Raw genomic sequence first — 16,501 nt, 5'->3', positions numbered from 1 at the left:
AAAAAAAGTTAGATTTTCGCACCAAGCTCCTTGCTTTGTTGCTTGTGCTTAAATTTTTGGAACGCGATAAATCGCCGTATCTACAAGTATTTTGTTGCTCATTCTGAACTGTATTGCCATTCAAAAACAACAAAAGTGTATTTCAATGATTCAAATAATTTTACAAAATGAAAAGAATATAAGACTTTAATGCTAATTTCTTAAATAAACTTCCATAAACCGTCAATAGCATATATTTTTCAACTTATTCCATAGTTCAAGTGCGGGAATGTGACTCAGACTAGCAAATTGTGCATCGGCTGTTTCTATCACTATCCATTCTCCACTTTCTAATTGCCCGATATCAATTGCTATATAAGGAACACCAAGGCGTTCAGAGGCTAGGATTGCCAATTTTAATACTTGCATTTCTTATGGTTTTGATAACTTGCTCAAGTCATCTTGACCATCCCAATAATATCCATATTTTAGAATCTGCTATAAATAAAGCATCTAAATTCTCTACCCATTGGAAAGCCATTTGGGGCTAGGCATTTATGCCGCAACTTTACCAATTTCCTAACAATAACTCTACCTCGTGAACCATATTTAAGTTTTAATAACAATTCTGTTAGTTTGACTAATTCCTCGTGATTATTCGCTACACAAGATTCCCATCCTTGCATTTTTCTAGATTGAACTGCGCCTTTGACAAACAGAGGAAATCCCAATAATTCACCAGCCTCAATACATTCGGTTGTTGAAGTAATTACCAGGCTATCGGGTGTCAATCCTTTTAAGTGAGGGTAAAACAAGTCAAACTCTAGTGCTGTCTGGTGTTCTAAAGGAGTATTGAGTAGTTTTATCCCCTTATTTAAAGCTGCATGATATATGGCTTTGTAATGCTCAAGCTCAGGGATATATCCTATCCAGATACCAGCAGTTATTGTAGGATAGTTAGGAATGTGCCATAGAGCATTTTCTGCTGTACTACATCGTTCAAAATCTCGCGGGATATGGTAGACTTGGCACCCTAATAATTGGGCAGCCTCAGTCATTAATTTATTTTCGCTAGCGCTGGCAGATGCCTCTATTTGTTCAGTCGATTCACTTAAAACAATCATTTATTCCTCAGCGTACCTCTGCGCTTACCTCAGCGTACCTCTGCGTTTAAAACATAAAAAAGGTGGGCATTACCCACCCTAACTAAATTATCCCTTCACACAAAGAACTTGCTTGAGTGTTGCTACAACTTCAACCAAATCCGCTTGATTTTCCATAACTTGCTCTATCGGTTTATAAGCACCAGGAATTTCATCTAAAACACCCTCATCTTTGCGACATTCTACACCATTTGTTTGCTCTATCAAATCATCAAGTGTGTAGACATTTTTTGCCTTATTTCTAGACATCAAACGTCCTGCACCGTGAGAACAAGAACAAAAGCTGTGGGCATTACCTTTACCTTTGACGATGAAAGACTTTGCGCCCATCGAACCAGGAATAATCCCATAATCTTCAGTCTGGGCGCGGACTGCACCTTTACGAGTAACGTATACATTCTCGTCAAAATGCACTTCTTTTTCGGCGTAATTGTGATGACAATTAACCTGCAATAAAGGTTTAGTTGCTTTTCCACCTGCGAGATGTTTCTCAACTATGTGCTTAAAACGCGCCATCATCACATCGCGGTTGACACGCGCATAGTTTTGTGACCATTGCAAATCGTGCCAATATGCTTGAAATTCTGGCGTACCAGCGACAAAGTGAGCCAAATCTGGGTCAGGCAATTTATTACCTGCCATTTTTGCTAATTCTCTGGCTGTGTGAATATGACACTGGGCGAGTTTATTGCCAATGTTACGCGAACCAGAATGCAGCATCAGCCAAACTTGATTCTCTGTATCGAGGCACACTTCAATAAAGTGATTTCCTCCACCCAGAGAACCCATCTGTTTCATTGCTTTACTTTGGAGGTCTTGCACGCCGCGATGCAAGTCTTTAAAATCATCCCAGTGTTGCCAATTGGTGACAGATTTTTCAACGTCTTTATTTTCGTTGAATCCAGTTGGAATTGCTGCTTCAATATCTAAGCGGATTTTTTTTAGTTTACCTTCTAGTTGTTCGGCGGTAAATGCTGTTTTGATCGCACTCATACCACAACCAATATCCACACCGACAGCAGCCGGTATAATTGCCTCCTTGGTTGCAATTACAGAACCCACTAAAGCACCTTTTCCTAAGTGAACATCTGGCATTAATGCCACGTGCTTAAATACAAATGGTAATGATGCTACATTCTTGGCCATCTTGGTTTCTTCTGGCCCTAAAGAGTGATTTGCCCAAGATAAGACTGGTGCTGGTGTGGTAATTTCTAACTTTTCGTAGGGCATAATTGTTTCTATTTTGGATTTTAAATTTTAGATTTGGGATTGGCTATATGACACTGATAATTATCGGTATGACTTATAACCCATTAGTTAGTTGTAGCAATTTAAATGTTGTATTGTCTTTGATTTAGCTGTCTCAATTTTCGCGCAGATGAAGAACTATTCTGAAAAAGTAGTATGCCTGTAATACAAATGTAGCAATATGGGTTGCAAACGTCAAGGCGATCGCACCAAAGAAAGCAGATGTTTCCCAGATGTATTAAAATTTGTAAAGAAAATCACTTTGCTTCCATAGCCCCTTAAAGTTCTGACACAATATGGCAGTGCGTCAAGATACAATCTGGGAACGTTTTTTATCCCCTGTAGTGCGTCTTTTGATTGATGAAGATGGTTTACGGCGTTACGCTGATAGTATTGATTGGGAGAAAGAGAGCGATCGCTATCGACGAGATGATGTCACAATTCCGTCGTACTACAGCAGTCAAAACTTTCACGGTGTTACTAACGGATATCTCAATTCTGATGCCGCAGTGACTTACGATCCGATTACCCAATATGTTCTACCGCCGAATGAAAGTATTGTCCGTCAGGCTTTAGTTGATGCTGTTAAGGTGAAACCACGACGCATACTTGATTTAGGTTGCGGCACAGGTTCTACTACCTTGATGTTAAAACAGACTTTCCCTCAGGCGGAAGTTATCGGTTTGGACTTATCACCCTATATGCTAGTTAGGGCAGAAGATAAAGCGCGAAATGCTGGCTTAGAGATCCTCTGGCGACACGGAAATGCTGAAAAAACTGGCTTGAGGGATGCTTCTTTTGACTTAGTAACGGCTTCTTTGCTATTCCATGAGACACCAGACGCCGTATCCCTAGCAATTCTGCGAGAAACCTTCCGGTTACTGGTAACTGGAGGGCAAGTATTAATTCTAGATGGAAATCAGAAAACTCTGCGTCAGCTACAATGGCTTAATGATATTTTTGAGGAGCCATATATTCGTGAGTATGCTGCTGGTAGTATAGATGCGAATATGGGTGCAGTCGGATTTGAAGCAGTGCGATCGCAGGATGTATGGTGGATAAATCAGGTAACTAGCGGTGTTAAACCAATAGCAACCGAAAATGTCCGTCAGTATACTCCCACATCAATAGATAATAATGATTTGGAGGGACTTGGTTCTCCAGCATTTGGCATAATGGCATGAGTTTAAAGGCAGTTCTCTTTGATTTTAATGGTGTCATCATTAATGATGAGCCAATCCATCTACAACTGATCGATGAGATTCTCATTGAAGAAAATCTCCAACCCCAAAAGGTGAGTGAGCGTCAAGCTTCTTTAGGACGCAGCGATCGCGCTTGTTTTCAGCAATTACTTGCTAATCGTGGTAGAGTAGCCAACGAAAACTATTTAAATCAGTTGTTATACCGCAAAGCCGAAGCTTATACGGTGGAACTAGAAAAAATCGAGAAACTGCCTTTATATCCAGGTGTCGCAGACTTAATATTTCAGGTGCGATCGCGAAATCTGAAACTAGGATTAGTCAGTGGCGCGATTCGCAAAGAAATCGAATTAGTACTCAATCGCGCCAAACTAGCTGAACATTTTAAAATTATCGTTGCGGGTGATGACATCACCACCAGTAAACCAGAACCCGATGGTTATCTACTGGCAGTGAAACACCTGAATAAAGAATATCCTGACTTGAATCTTCAACCACACGAGTGTTTAGCAATTGAAGATACTCCAGCTGGTATAGCAGCAGCGAAGCGATCGCAAATGCAGGTTGTTGGTGTCGCAAATACTTACCCATTTCACATGCTCCAGCGTTGCTGTAACTGGACTGTTGATTATCTCAGTGATTTGGAACTCGAACGGGTGCAAAAGGTTTATTCTCAAAAACAGCCTCAGCCATCGGCAACTGAATGCTAAAATAGTCTATGGTGATGGTGGAATAGTACTGATCTCAAGAGTGATATCACTCAGGACTCAGCACTCATAACTCAGCACTGATTAAGGGGAATTAGCTCAGTTGGTAGAGTGCTGCGATCGCACCGCAGAGGCCATCGGTTCAAATCCGTTATTCTCCATTTGTACATTCGCAAATTATATGTTGTCGCGATTTTTTTAAAGAGCAGGCGATCGCAATTTCTGGCAATAGTTCTGTTGATGAGAGCAAAGTTGACTATTGTGGGGATTTTGTGAGTGAAGTTAGAGTGCGTAGATATAGCCTATCAATACTTTAACGATATCGCCTCTACAAACGCTGCCAAAGCACAAGTACTAAAATAGCGATAACAAATCCACTGAGAGTGTATATTCCCTTGGTAGCTGGGATTAGCCACCAAGGTTCTTCGTTTGCCTGTTGTGTAACTGTTTTCGCCTTTTGGCGGCAGCATTTGAACTATCTTGTCTGCGTCCAAACCTATTAGTTTTGCGATCGCCTAAACAAACAGCACTGAAATTTTACTGATACTGTGCGATTCCCAAGATAGTAATCTACACACCTCTACCTACTTAATCAGCACCCATCTAACCGAGAATTTGCAGTTATGACTTTACCCTCATGCTCCATCTGCGTGCATTTTAACTGTGATTCTAAAGCATCAATCTTTCTTAAAAGTGAAACTCCCCACAATATAGAAATCACTAACTTAATTGTCATACCCGCCAGCAAAAGTGTCACGATTGTAGCAGCTCTCTTTTGTTGAGCCAGTCTTTTTTGTTGTTCTGCAAGTCGTGCTTCGACTTCTTTGGCACGTTCAGCTTCTAATGCCTGCTGCACTTCTCGCCGATCTAATTCTTCACTAGCAGCTAAAAATCGATAATCTAAATTGCTCAAGCTTTTACCATTTGCCCAAGTTTGGGCATCAATCAAGGCTTGTCCGCGCAATAAGCGAGATTTATCCTTTTCCTTTGAGGCTACCCAAGCATTGAAGGCTTCATAGTAAGGACGCAAATAAGCTAATTTTTTTCCAACCCATTCTAAATTGAAAACTTCTTGATAAATGCGGTTTTTGATTTGGAGAAAACCTTGCTTTTTAACCACTAAACCAGAGAGCAACAATTCTACCTGTTCTCGACTATCGTCGGCTGCTACTTTTGCTCCTTGGAGAATTTGCTGATAAATTCCTAGCAATCTGGCGGCAATTTGCTCGTTTCTGAGGATGCGATCGCGAATTGTCCGCAAATGCTCCGGTTCGTCTTGTGATTCCCATTTCTCGATCATGTACGATCGCACCACATTTTCGATCCAAAATTCTTCTGTGCCAGGGGGAATTTTCAGCTTTCTACCTATATCATCTTGAGATAAATTTACCAGCAACCGACACAGCTTTTGAGTAAGAAATGGTTGCCCTTCTGTCCACGCTAATACTTCTTTTAAAACTTTCTGGGGATGATTGTCTTTTATATCCAGCCCTAAAGATAGTGGTTGAGCTTCTTCAAAAGTGAAACCATTTACTTGGATGGTTTTACCAAGATTAAATGGGGTAGTATGATTTCTATTTAGAATTAAGTCTGAAGGTGTCGCAACCCCAAAAATTGCAAATGTAATCCGATGATACTCTGGATCAATTGCTCTTTGGTTATAACAGAACCGAATCAAGTTAAAAAAGTCATCGACAGAAAAATCAAGGCTAAGAATACTATCAATTTCATCAATAAAAATAAATAATCTTTCATTAGGAAACTGAGCTAAGAGATTTTCTGTAATAAACCGACTAAGTTTCTGAAGCAAAGAAATATCATTGTGTTCTTGCCACCAGCTTTTTAAATTGACTTTTCCTAATAGTTTAAAACTTAACCAGATATCACCAACAACTCCCTTGTACCATTGTTCTGGAGTTATATTTTCACAACCAATATTAGTCATATCAACGGTGGCACATCTAAAGCCCTCTTGTTGCAAGCGGTGCTTTGTTTTTACCATGAGTGAAGATTTCCCCATTTGCCTACAGCTGAGAATGTAGCAAAATTCACCCTGTTTCAATGCTTCATAAAGCTCTATATCTGCTCTGCGCTCGACATAGCTAGGAGCATCACTGGTGAGCGTACCACCAACTTGATACCGATAATTATTCATCTAATTGATTTTAAATTTGTTTTATATTTATTGGGACATCCAAGAAAATTTATATATTTATTGATGGGTAAGCAAGTCCTTACTAATAACCCTCAAAACTAGCTTAAGAACTTCCTAAAAGCACTAGCATCATTTTACTTTCCCAACTGTTGGCTAAAATAAAGACGGTATAACTTACACATGACACTAGCTTGATTGCCGTTTAATTGAACCAAACCCATACTTTCTAGTTTATAAGCTGCGATCGCGTCTAACTCCACTTTTTCATCTGTTGCAATTACTTGTTGCATCGCTGACATTAATTCTGGTTCTTTTTGCAGTAGTGCTAACAGTTCTCGTAAATGCTGACCGTAAATTCCTACTGGTGTATATGCAGTTTCTAATAACACCTCCAGCGGCATTTCTCCCTGACAGAGATGATAAAATGCAAGGCTCACCAGATAGGGATGTCCTCCTACCATTGTTTGTAGGGATGCAAGACTTTTTGCCCCTTCTGAATCTTTTGCATAATTTAGTCCGTAACGTAATGCTAAATTCTGTACCTGCTTGAGGGTAAATGGTGGCAGTGTAATTGTTAGCCCTACATTGAAAGGCGATTGGTTGAGCTTCAGCGGAATATAAATTTCTGTAGTGTGAACCACTACCATCCGCAGTTTTTGCCAAGTATCATCTTGCTTTGCTTGTTCGTGCCAAAATCGCAGCATTGGCAGAAAGTCTTGGGCAATATTGGGATGTTCAAAAACCCGATGGACTTCATTTAAAGCCAAAACTACAGGATTATCGTGAATGTACTGCAACAGATATGCTTCAAAATAGATTTTGCAGCTTACTTTGCTACCCATTTCTATATCCCAAAAATCATCAAGACAGGGAAGGAGATTTAACTGCCTGCTGACATTTACACAAAACCAACGCAAAAATTTATCCAGGGAAGTAAAAACGTCTTGGTCAGCTTCTTGAAAGTCTAAATAGACAATTTGATAATCTCGCTCTCTAGCGTAAGCAATCATCCGATTCAGTAGAGAACTTTTTCCCATCTTTCTCGGTGCTTTGATGCGGATTAAGCAACCAGGATGTAAAATCTCATTACAGACAAGTTCTTCCAGGGAAGGGCGATTAATGTAAAGAGGAGAACCCAGTGCAACCGGGCCGCTAGGAAATTCTATCTTGCTTGCTGAAAAAAAGTCTGGATAAACCATTTCTAAGCTAGATTCTTCGCCGAACTTTGGTTGGATCTGATTTTCTTGATTAATGATGTCGTCTTGCAGGTGATTGTTCAAGGCTAAATGCAGATTTTTTTTCGTTACTCTTTTTCCAAGTGCAATGGAAAGGTCTTGCCATAACTCAGAGCCAACTTCCTTGATGTAATTGTTGCCATAGCCTGATACCTCTGCCATTTCACCGTAAGTTTTGCCCAACCATGATTGATAGAGTACAAACCACTGAATTGAACCGAGAGGCTTGTCTTGCAGAATTTTTTTTACAGATTGTAGAAGCTTATCCACAGCGTATAAATTGTTAAGCAGCTAGGAAATTTACTTATACTTTTTAGAGGATGTTTGAAAAGTATTAGGCGAGTATAGAATTCGCTACTACACAAAACTTAGTCCACCTTTCCTGCGGAACGCTACGCGAGCATAGACTAAGAGAAAATCAAGAGTTTTTAACCCACGGACGTGGGTTTGGTTTGTGTAGCCGCGACTTCCAGTCGCCCGATGAATAATAAATTAGACTTTTCAAACAACCTCTTAGACTATTTAATAATATACATCTGAATACATCTGAAAAAATACTTAAACACACAAAAATCCCAGATTGCATTGATACAGTTTTCAACTCTATCAATACATCACAATGATTATTCTATTTATATATTTTTAAATATTCTTTGTATAATTATATATTTTTATCTTAAAGATTAGTCCTTGCTACTTGGAGTAAGAGGTTAGTTCAGCCGAATACAACTTTGAAAAGCTAGTGATAACGATGGTTCACTGGTGTGAGATCCTAGAAAGAGTCAATGGAGTGCGAACAAAATGGAACAACATCAGAAGCCAACGGTTGTAATTACGGGTGCCTCTTCGGGGGTGGGTTTATATGCTGCAAAAGCTCTTGCTGACAAGGGATGGTATGTAGTACTCGCATGTCGGGATTTAGCGAAGGCACAAAAAGCAGCCCAAGCTGTGGATATCCCCTACAACAGTTATACCAGCATACATATTGACCTTGGCTCCTTGGAAAGTGTTCGACAATTTGTGAAGAACTTCCGAGCAACTGGAAAGTCTCTAGACGCTTTGGTGTGCAACGCTGCAATTTATATGCCCTTAATCAAGGAGCCGTTACGCAGTCCAGAAGGCTACGAGTTAACTGTCACCACCAATCATCTGGGTCATTTCCTATTGTGCAACCTAATGCTAGAGGATCTGAAGAAGTCATCTTTAGAGCCAAGGCTCGTAATTTTAGGAACCGTCACCCATAATCCAGACGAACTGGGTGGGAAAATTCCGCCACGTCCTGATTTGGGAGATTTACAGGGTTTTGCAGAAGGGTTTAAAGAACCGATCGCAATGATTGATGGCAAGAAATTTGAGCCAGTCAAAGCTTACAAAGACAGCAAGGTTTGTAACGTACTGACTATGCGCGAACTGCACGATCGCTATCACGAGTCAACTGGTATCGTCTTCAATTCTCTCTATCCGGGATGTGTTGCCGAAACACCGCTATTTAGAAACCACTATCCCCTGTTTCAGAAAATCTTCCCATTATTCCAGAAGTATATCACTGGGGGATACGTGTCTCAGGAGTTGGCAGGAGAAAGGGTTGCTGCCGTGGTTGCCGATCCTGAGTATAATCAATCCGGTGTCTACTGGAGTTGGGGAAATCGCCAGAAGAAAGATGGTAAGTCCTTTGTACAAAAGGTTTCTCCTCAAGCCCGTGATGATGACAAAGGCGATCGCGTCTGGGAATTAAGCGCCAAGTTAGTTGGACTTGCTTGAAGCAAGAAGATTTGATATTGAGGTGATTATTAAGTCACCTCTGAATTTCTTGATAGGTTTACTTGTTATAAAAAACCAACTTCTACTTTTTCATAATTCCATACAGCAAAAATTTAATTTATCGGTAAGAAAAAGCGGAAGAAATGCATGATAAATTCTGATTTGGAAATCATCAATAGCATGGTCGAATACATGCATAACTTTCTAGAAAAGCCGCATCGTGCTTTTGGCAATATGCCTATTTGCCCCTTTGTCGAAAAAGCACGTCTCCAAAATAATATCCTTTACCACATTTATCGTTTTTCACCTAATTATGACCTTAATTTAAATTCGCATCTCATCAAGTTAATCGATGATTTCCGCACCTCAATAAGCTACGAAGTTATGTTGATTATTCACCCAGATCAACAAGCAATGACACTGAATGAAAGTCAGCATTTTGTAAAACATTTAAATGAAATTATTTCTGGTACGGGTTTGACTGCTTTTGCTGGAAATTCTGACGATAAATTTAACATTCAGGGAGTTTATACAAGACAAGCGCCTTACATACACCTGACTATCCAAACTGACAAAAGTATTAAAATAGCTTCAGAACTATTACTTAAAACTCGTTATTATCAAAATTGGTCAGCAGAAAATCTAAAATATGTTGGTTTTCCGAGAAAGTAGGTAATATCGACTCTCTTGACTGATACATGTCAAATATTGTATAATTATGAACGCATAGAAGGGGAGTAGCTCGCTGGCTAAAAAAAGCCAGTACATCTGAATCAACATACTGGCGATGAGCCTGGTTCAGATGGCAAATAATCAATATTTGATAGCGAGACCTTCACTAAGTTCACACCGAAAAGTGTAAACTTGGTGAGGTCTTTTGGCTCTCATCAAGCTTCACATCGGTAAACGATTCTTCAGGAGCTTGAGAGAGTGTTAACAGCTTTTACCGCAGCTTTATTACTAATTACAGTTTCAGAATTAGGCGATAAAACATTTTTTATTGCTGTAATTTTGGCAATGCACCATCCTAGGCGGCTGGTGTTTATAGGTGTGACATCTGCTTTGGCAGCGATGACAATCCTTTCGGTGATATTTGGACAAGCGGTATCTCTGTTACCAAAAGTTTATATTCATTATGCCGAAATAGCTTTATTTATTGCCTTTGGAATCAAGCTGCTATACGACGCTAGTAAGATGTCCGCTGCTGCTTGTGACACAGAAGTTGTAGAAGAAGCCGAAGCAGCGGTGAAACAAGCAGATTTGCAGCTACCAAAGCATAAGACACCCTTGGCAATTATCATAGAAGCCTTTGTCTTGACATTTATGGCAGAGTGGGGCGATCGCACCCAAATTGCCACCATTGCCCTAGCCGCAGGTAATAATCCTGTTGGAGTGACAATAGGTGGAATTTTAGGACATGCCATTTGTGCTGCGATCGCTGTTATCGGTGGCAAAATGATTGCCGGACGCATTTCTGAGCGTCAACTCACCCTGATTGGCGGATTCCTGTTTTTAGTCTTTGGCGTTGTTGCCGCCATTGAGGGAGCGTAAGGGGAGGCAGGGGAGGCAGGGGAAGCAGGGGGAGAATTAATAGATCAATGCCCAATCCCCAGTCCCCAATCCCCAGTCCCCAGTCCCCAGTCGCCAATCCCCATCATTTAGGCTTACTTTCCAATGAAGGCGCGGAAGATGGAGCAGATTTAGGAATAGGAGGAAGCGTTGCTGCCTTTTTAATTTCGTCTCTGTACTGAGCAGGTGCTAAAGCTGCGGCACTATCAAACAAAGGTTTTGCCTCTGCGTCTTTGCCCTGTTGTTTCAGAAGCATCGCTTTTGCCACAACGGGGCGAAAATCCTTAGGATCTTTCTTAATTGCCTGGTCATAAGCAGAGCTAGCTTGAGTGTACCGTTTTTGAGAAGCATGAACAGAACCTAATAGCACCTGCACGGCTACCGTATCTACACTTCCAGGTTGAATTGTATTTGCTTGGGCTGCGTTAGAAAGGGTTTCTTGTAACAAACCAATGGCTGCTTCGGGGCGTTGTTGACTCATTAACAGAGCCACCATTCCTTGCAAAGCCTTCAAATCACCTGGTTTTGTAGATAAAATCGAGCGATAAGCTTGAGCGGCTCCTTCGCGATCGCCAATTTGCTGTTTGGCTTGAGCTAGTAGCACTGAATACTCAGACTGTTCGGGATTTAGCTTGGCCAGCTTTTCTAGTGGTTCAATGACTACTTGGATATCAGCAGGTTTTACCTCACTTTTGTCTTTTTGACTTAATAGTTGCAGCCGCGCCTGTAATAGACCCTTAAGCGCAGTCTGATTTTCTGGTTCCCTTTGCAAAACCTGTTCATAACCTCGTGCTTCGTCTTCCAGTTTTGATTTTTGGTCAGCGGGGGACAAACTGCCTTTGGTGCTAGCAGTATTTTGACTTGAGGGTGGCGTATTATTAAATGCTCCAATTATGGGAATCACCGAAACACCCACAAAAGCAAGAATTGCCAGCGCCAAGATGACTTGAACTATCCAGCGATTGCGTGTTTGAGACACAGTTTTGTCTTTCTCCTAAATTTTAATGACATGAGCATTTACACAAATCGTAAAGTTAAAAATTTCCAAAACTTTGCGGAATACTGCCAATTGCCTGTGAATTTTATAACAATTAACTATCTACACTGCTAAAGTAAGTGATGACTTTAGGAGGAGCCGTCAGAATTGTACCTATGATATGCTTCCGAAACTAGTGTAAAGCCGCTAAATTAGACATTTAGTGTTTATACACTAAATTTAGCGCCTTTAGGATTGTCTAGAGTACCCTGGTGTGACTTTGTGAAAAGCCAATATACTTTCAATCAGTCGCACAAATGCTCTTTCCAGCTGCCTTTGTAAAATCCCACAATGGGATGTGTCTCCGCCGCAAGGAGTTTTTATGAATTCCGACCTGATGCCGTTGCCTGAATCTTCCAATTCTTCTGCCTCTAACCAGGGCCCAACTAAAATAGAGGCAGCCGCTAATGTTCACATAGCAGCCCACTCCTCTAAACCTGAAAATTTGCCTGTCAAACCCAGCGAGACTGACTCAAATGGGAACTTGATCAATCGACAGCAACCGATTCCGCCTCCCAGTGAACCGATGCAGTATCGAGCGATCGGATTAGTCCGAGGTCGCTATCATGCTAGCAGCGAACAATTTACTCAAGGTACTCTGCTGACCGCAGATGGTGTAGAACTCAATGCCGTCCTCCTAGGCCGGATTATGAGCTTAGTCAAAAATCACTTAGACTTAGAAAAAGAACACCTGTGGGTAGTATATCCACGTACAAGACAAGAAAATGATACCTTGCACATCCAAATCGTCGGAGTTTGGGAGCCAGAAAATCTGGCTAAAAACTCAACAGATGAGGACGAGTTAGATTTGGAATTGCAAGAGTTACAGACACCCGATGATGGCTTATCCGAAAATTCTGAACTAAACACAGCCGTAATACCCTCATCAGAAGTTGCAGATGGTGGTTTTTCTGTTCGTGGTGAAGTAGTATACCAGTCTTTTGATGCTAAAAGTTTGGTAGTCAAAATTAGGCAGGCTCCACGCAAATCAACTGATAAACCCAAATATTTTAAGTTGAAATTGAGGGGCGTGCTGACCACTAAAGCAGTAGGAAAATTCTGGGACTTCCAAGCCAAGCGAGAAGCTGACGTTTTGATCGTAGAAAAAGCTGAGGCGATCGCTGATTTGCCCAAAAAACGCAAACCACCATTCAAAGGTGGCCCTCGTGCTGGTAGTGGTGGTGGTTTTGGTGGAAGAAAACCATTCCCCCCTAGACGCAGTGGCGAAACCCCTCGTCCCATCAAGAAAACAGGCGTAAGCAGCGACCCCTCTGTGGTGTCAAAGCCTATACCAAAAACACCCACTCCTAAACCGATTAAGCGACCGAAACCGACTCAAGAGTAGGGTATGGGGCAATTCAATTTTGGATTTTGGATTTTAGATTTTGGTGAAGCAGCGCGGTCTTGGGGGTTTCCCCCATGAGCGACTGCTGTTAGCGCAGCGTTAGCGAGGTACGAGCGTCACCCGTTCGCACAGCGTCTCCCCTTGGGAGAAGGGATTAAATTCCAATCTAAAATCCAAAATCCAAAATCTAAAATTCTTACTCCCCACTCCCCAGCCTCAAAAATCCGTCCGCCGGTCTTGGGGTAGAAAAGATCGCTCCATCGGAATTGGAGAAACTGGTTCTGTAAGGGTAAACGTACCTGCTTCGATCCACTTTTTCAACTCTAGGGCGACTTGCCTAGAAAAAAACAAACTCGCTAAGGGGGCAGAGCGTATAGCTTTGCCCTCTATGGTGATTCGCCCAGATTTGAGTTGGGCGTAACTCACCAAACCAAAGGTGGGACGGACGCGCCGGGGAATGGAAAAATCCACTATTGGCGCGACTAAATCTTGATCTTGCACAGCACAGTGTTCAACTACTTGTTCATTTAATACAGGCAGTGGTACACCAACACCTAACATTAATGAGGGGCCGTAACTTTTGAAGTAACACCCCCGCACCCAATGAGCATCCATTTGCTTGGCATCACCAATTAAAGCTAAAGTCGCAGAAGGCCCAATCGGTGTACGATTAGGCAAACGCTTTTGTAAGGGGAAATGCTGAGTGCCTTCCCAGGCGACATAGCCAATACCACCGCCTAAAAAAATTCGAGTCCCGATACCAACGAGTTGCAAATCGGGGTCGTTGAGTAAAGGAGAAATAGCACCAGGGTTAGAATAAACAGCATTCCCCAGACGTGGTTGTAATGGGCCGAGATAGGTGAAGAGAGGGCGATCGCCACCATTTACACCAACAATAAAATTTTGATAAAGATTGCGCGGATTGAATAAATAAAACTGATTAATCGTTTCACTGGTAATTGTAGTTTCAAAATTTGCTCTGGGGTAACAATCTGTGACTTGTCCTTGCGCTTTTACGTGTATAGGTTTACCAGCGATCAAATCTTCGATTACATGACCGCCGCCACGTTCTCGGACTTCTTCACCGTCCATCGCTTCCATCGCACAACTCGCACCCAAATATAAATCTACTGCCCCAAAACCAGAGTATGCTGGCACACCATCCAGCCAGCAGCGGCGAATTTTGATTGGGGGATCAGTGTGTCCCAGATTAATAATTGCACCACTTGACTCCATCGGCTCAAAAGTGCCAGTGGTAATTACATCAACTTCTTTAGCAGCTTTAGTAACACCGATTTCTACAACTCGTGCTTTTAACTCTTCAGTTGTCAACACTACTGCACGTTGGCGGCTGATTTTCTCGTTAATTTCTGCAATTGTTCGCATCTTATCAGTGCTAGCGCTTCCTGGTGAATGGGGAAAAGAAATTTTCATTGCTCATTGTGAGCGCAGATTATGGAGACTCTTGTATTGTTTCATCTTGAAATAGTTGTCGCCAATCTCTGCGCGAAAGATTAACACTCTAGATGAGGTTAAAATCCATGAAAAAATAATTCAACTATTGCAAAGTCCAAATCATATATTTTTTGGGGCAATCACGATACTTGTGTTAAAAATATCTCTTATCTAGGTAAAGTTACCATCTAAAAAGCCTTGCATTATCAATCAAATGTATGTATGGTTAAGATTGATTAGACTTACTGGACTTAAATGATTTTACGTAAACCAAAAGAAATATTTCTGGCTTTGGTAAAGCATTCTAAACCATCTAGTCAATCGCAAAACTTGAAGACATAGCACATTATAGAAAGTTTTGGGAAGGGAGAAACTACTTAAGAGTGGGAATAAAAGGGATGTTGCCAAAGTTGGAAGGCTAACTATTTATAGTGAAGCTGCTCTCCAGCAAAATTATCCTGACTTCTAGCTCCTCAAAGCAATTCTACTTGTTGCTATTCATTTTATTGCTACATTTCACCCCATAACGAATTGAGTAAGAGGCAATGACTACTTCTGAATTAACTAATTTTGACCAAAGAAACCAAAGTAAGACTTCCAATAAGATTGAAAACTTATCCTCACCATCAGATGAAAAAAAGTTGTTTAACTTGAAAGTAATAGAATATTTATTACTTGCAGCTTTTTTCTCTGCTGGAATCGTGATTATTTTGCTTTCAGACGATAAAACAGTTGTAATTTCTGGAGCAGTATCTCTAACTTTTTTGTTTTTCTTATTGCTCATCAACAGACAGGTATTTCAGAACTATAAACAGGCTGCTTATCAGTCTGAACTCACCAAAAAGGCTGAACTTTATAGTTATCTATTGACCAATCCTAATTCTTGGGATAAAGATACGCTGACTCTGACAAGAGGGAAGGCTTTACAATATAGCCAAGACTTGATTGACGATTATAAAAAAATTAGGAGTTTATCAAGGAACCTTTATTATAGTTTACAAATTGCGACAGTGATTTTATCAGGAGTCACACCAATTTTAGTTCTGGTAGACAAATTAGAAGCAGGACAAGCTTGGCTCAAGTGGCTCCCTGTGCTTTGCCCAGCTGTTGCTTCTATAGTCGCTAGTATAGTTACGTCTTTTCCTTTTCAGAAGAATTCACTTGCTGCGAATACAGCCGTTGAATTGCTAGAAGCTGAACAAGAGAAATTTATATTGGGCGTGACTCCGCCTTATCGTTGCTATGATGTATCTGATGAAAGCCAACAGCAACAAAAGGCAAGTCAAGCATTAGAATACTTTATTGTTCAAGTTAACAATATTCATCTCAACCAATTGCAACAAACGAGCGAGACGCAATCAGAGAAGACAGAATCAGCTTCATCTAATGAGTCAAATAAATCAGGAGCAGAGGCAACGAAATAGGGGATAACTGATTAGCTATTAGCTAATTGTGGTTATTAATTAGTCAATTAATTTTGGATTTTAGATTTAGCAGCGTCGCAAAACTCCCCAATTCTGAAAAGGTTGGGGATTTTGTTGTTCATAAACAATTAGAATACTCTATAATCAGACGCGATAAATCGCCGTCTCTACAATAATCAGTATTGGTAGAGACGGCGATTAGCATAGCGGGATGTACTCCTACGG

At 41.0% G+C, this 16,501-nt stretch carries 14 protein-coding genes and 1 tRNA gene; 8 read left to right on the top strand and 7 right to left on the bottom strand.

Going from position 1 to position 16,501, the window contains the following annotated elements; translation table 11 throughout:
* Positions 1–222: 222 nt before the first annotated feature.
* The 3 genes from FD723_RS21645 to FD723_RS21635 form a co-directional block, all read right to left on the bottom strand.
* Positions 223–408, bottom strand: a complete 186-nt coding sequence (locus FD723_RS21645) for an ATP-grasp domain-containing protein (RefSeq protein ID WP_179067194.1) — start codon at positions 406–408, stop codon at positions 223–225.
* A gap of 59 nt (positions 409–467) precedes the next feature.
* Entirely contained in the window at positions 468–1,103 is a 636-nt protein-coding gene (locus tag FD723_RS21640; protein ID WP_179067193.1) for a hypothetical protein, read from the bottom strand.
* A gap of 87 nt (positions 1,104–1,190) precedes the next feature.
* Positions 1,191–2,372 carry an RtcB family protein gene (locus FD723_RS21635; RefSeq protein WP_179067192.1) on the bottom strand — a complete coding sequence of 394 codons (1,182 nt, stop codon included), beginning with the start codon at positions 2,370–2,372 and terminating at the stop codon, positions 1,191–1,193.
* Between the two features lie 314 nt (positions 2,373–2,686).
* Between FD723_RS21635 and FD723_RS21630 the strand changes: the two genes are divergently transcribed.
* The 3 genes from FD723_RS21630 (at position 2,687) to FD723_RS21620 (ending at position 4,457) form a co-directional block, all read left to right on the top strand.
* Positions 2,687–3,574, top strand: coding sequence for a class I SAM-dependent methyltransferase (locus tag FD723_RS21630; protein WP_179067191.1), 888 nt, complete (start codon positions 2,687–2,689; stop codon positions 3,572–3,574).
* Positions 3,571–4,299 (top strand): HAD family phosphatase, encoded by a 729-nt coding sequence (locus FD723_RS21625; protein ID WP_179067190.1) that lies wholly within the window; start codon positions 3,571–3,573, stop codon positions 4,297–4,299. Before FD723_RS21630 ends, FD723_RS21625 begins: the two co-directional genes overlap by 4 nt.
* A gap of 85 nt (positions 4,300–4,384) precedes the next feature.
* Positions 4,385–4,457: transfer RNA gene (locus FD723_RS21620), tRNA-Ala, on the top strand.
* Positions 4,458–4,888: 431 nt separating this feature from the next.
* Here the strand turns inward: FD723_RS21620 and FD723_RS21610 are convergent.
* Together FD723_RS21610 and FD723_RS21605 are read right to left on the bottom strand one after the other, a co-directional pair.
* The gene (locus tag FD723_RS21610) at positions 4,889–6,451 is read right to left on the bottom strand and encodes an AAA-like domain-containing protein (RefSeq protein ID WP_179067188.1); all 1,563 of its coding nucleotides are present in this window, start codon (positions 6,449–6,451) and stop codon (positions 4,889–4,891) included.
* A gap of 134 nt (positions 6,452–6,585) precedes the next feature.
* Positions 6,586–7,956, bottom strand: coding sequence for an AAA-like domain-containing protein (locus FD723_RS21605; protein WP_179067187.1), 1,371 nt, complete (start codon positions 7,954–7,956; stop codon positions 6,586–6,588).
* 531 nt (positions 7,957–8,487) lie between these two features.
* Between FD723_RS21605 and FD723_RS21600 the strand changes: the two genes are divergently transcribed.
* The 3 genes from FD723_RS21600 to FD723_RS21590 all read left to right on the top strand — a co-directional run bounded on the left by FD723_RS21600 (position 8,488) and on the right by FD723_RS21590 (position 10,998).
* Entirely contained in the window at positions 8,488–9,447 is a 960-nt protein-coding gene (locus tag FD723_RS21600) for a protochlorophyllide reductase (RefSeq protein WP_179067186.1), read from the top strand.
* A 147-nt stretch (positions 9,448–9,594) separates the two neighbouring features.
* Positions 9,595–10,119, top strand: a complete 525-nt coding sequence (locus tag FD723_RS21595; RefSeq protein ID WP_179067185.1) for a hypothetical protein — start codon at positions 9,595–9,597, stop codon at positions 10,117–10,119.
* Between the two features lie 258 nt (positions 10,120–10,377).
* Positions 10,378–10,998, top strand: a complete 621-nt coding sequence (locus FD723_RS21590) for a TMEM165/GDT1 family protein (protein WP_179067184.1) — start codon at positions 10,378–10,380, stop codon at positions 10,996–10,998.
* Between the two features lie 103 nt (positions 10,999–11,101).
* Here the strand turns inward: FD723_RS21590 and FD723_RS21585 are convergent, their stop codons facing one another.
* Positions 11,102–11,995 carry a lipopolysaccharide assembly protein LapB gene (locus FD723_RS21585; RefSeq protein WP_179067183.1) on the bottom strand — a complete coding sequence of 298 codons (894 nt, stop codon included), beginning with the start codon at positions 11,993–11,995 and terminating at the stop codon, positions 11,102–11,104.
* 379 nt (positions 11,996–12,374) lie between these two features.
* Here FD723_RS21585 and FD723_RS21580 point away from each other — a divergent pair, with 379 nt between their 5' ends.
* Positions 12,375–13,397, top strand: a complete 1,023-nt coding sequence (locus FD723_RS21580) for a hypothetical protein (protein ID WP_179067182.1) — start codon at positions 12,375–12,377, stop codon at positions 13,395–13,397.
* 216 nt (positions 13,398–13,613) lie between these two features.
* Here the strand turns inward: FD723_RS21580 and FD723_RS21575 are convergent, their stop codons facing one another.
* Positions 13,614–14,783 carry a homocysteine biosynthesis protein gene (locus FD723_RS21575; protein WP_179069227.1) on the bottom strand — a complete coding sequence of 390 codons (1,170 nt, stop codon included), beginning with the start codon at positions 14,781–14,783 and terminating at the stop codon, positions 13,614–13,616.
* Between the two features lie 614 nt (positions 14,784–15,397).
* Here FD723_RS21575 and FD723_RS21570 point away from each other — a divergent pair.
* Complete coding sequence (locus tag FD723_RS21570; RefSeq protein ID WP_179067181.1) at positions 15,398–16,276, top strand: DUF4231 domain-containing protein; 879 nt, start codon at positions 15,398–15,400, stop codon at positions 16,274–16,276.
* Positions 16,277–16,501 lie beyond the last annotated feature (225 nt).

Origin of the sequence: Nostoc sp. C052 (assembly GCF_013393905.1) — a bacterium.
Lineage (GTDB): Bacteria > Cyanobacteriota > Cyanobacteriia > Cyanobacteriales > Nostocaceae > Nostoc.
Note: the sequence above shows the minus strand (reverse complement) of the source record. Positions and strands in the feature narration are given on the sequence as shown.

Excerpts from the sequence above, each read along its gene's own strand:
- FD723_RS21645 (WP_179067194.1), bottom strand. The coding sequence starts at position 408 with ATGCAAGTATTAAAATTGGCAATCCTAGCCTCTGAACGCCTTGGTGTT.
- FD723_RS21640 (WP_179067193.1), bottom strand. The coding sequence starts at position 1,103 with ATGATTGTTTTAAGTGAATCGACTGAACAAATAGAGGCATCTGCCAGC.
- FD723_RS21635 (WP_179067192.1), bottom strand. The coding sequence starts at position 2,372 with ATGCCCTACGAAAAGTTAGAAATTACCACACCAGCACCAGTCTTATCT.
- FD723_RS21630 (WP_179067191.1), top strand. The coding sequence starts at position 2,687 with ATGGCAGTGCGTCAAGATACAATCTGGGAACGTTTTTTATCCCCTGTA.
- FD723_RS21625 (WP_179067190.1), top strand. The coding sequence starts at position 3,571 with ATGAGTTTAAAGGCAGTTCTCTTTGATTTTAATGGTGTCATCATTAAT.
- FD723_RS21610 (WP_179067188.1), bottom strand. The coding sequence starts at position 6,451 with ATGAATAATTATCGGTATCAAGTTGGTGGTACGCTCACCAGTGATGCT.
- FD723_RS21600 (WP_179067186.1), top strand. The coding sequence starts at position 8,488 with ATGGAACAACATCAGAAGCCAACGGTTGTAATTACGGGTGCCTCTTCG.
- FD723_RS21595 (WP_179067185.1), top strand. The coding sequence starts at position 9,595 with ATGATAAATTCTGATTTGGAAATCATCAATAGCATGGTCGAATACATG.
- FD723_RS21580 (WP_179067182.1), top strand. The coding sequence starts at position 12,375 with ATGAATTCCGACCTGATGCCGTTGCCTGAATCTTCCAATTCTTCTGCC.
- FD723_RS21575 (WP_179069227.1), bottom strand. The coding sequence starts at position 14,783 with ATGCGAACAATTGCAGAAATTAACGAGAAAATCAGCCGCCAACGTGCA.
- FD723_RS21570 (WP_179067181.1), top strand. The coding sequence starts at position 15,398 with ATGACTACTTCTGAATTAACTAATTTTGACCAAAGAAACCAAAGTAAG.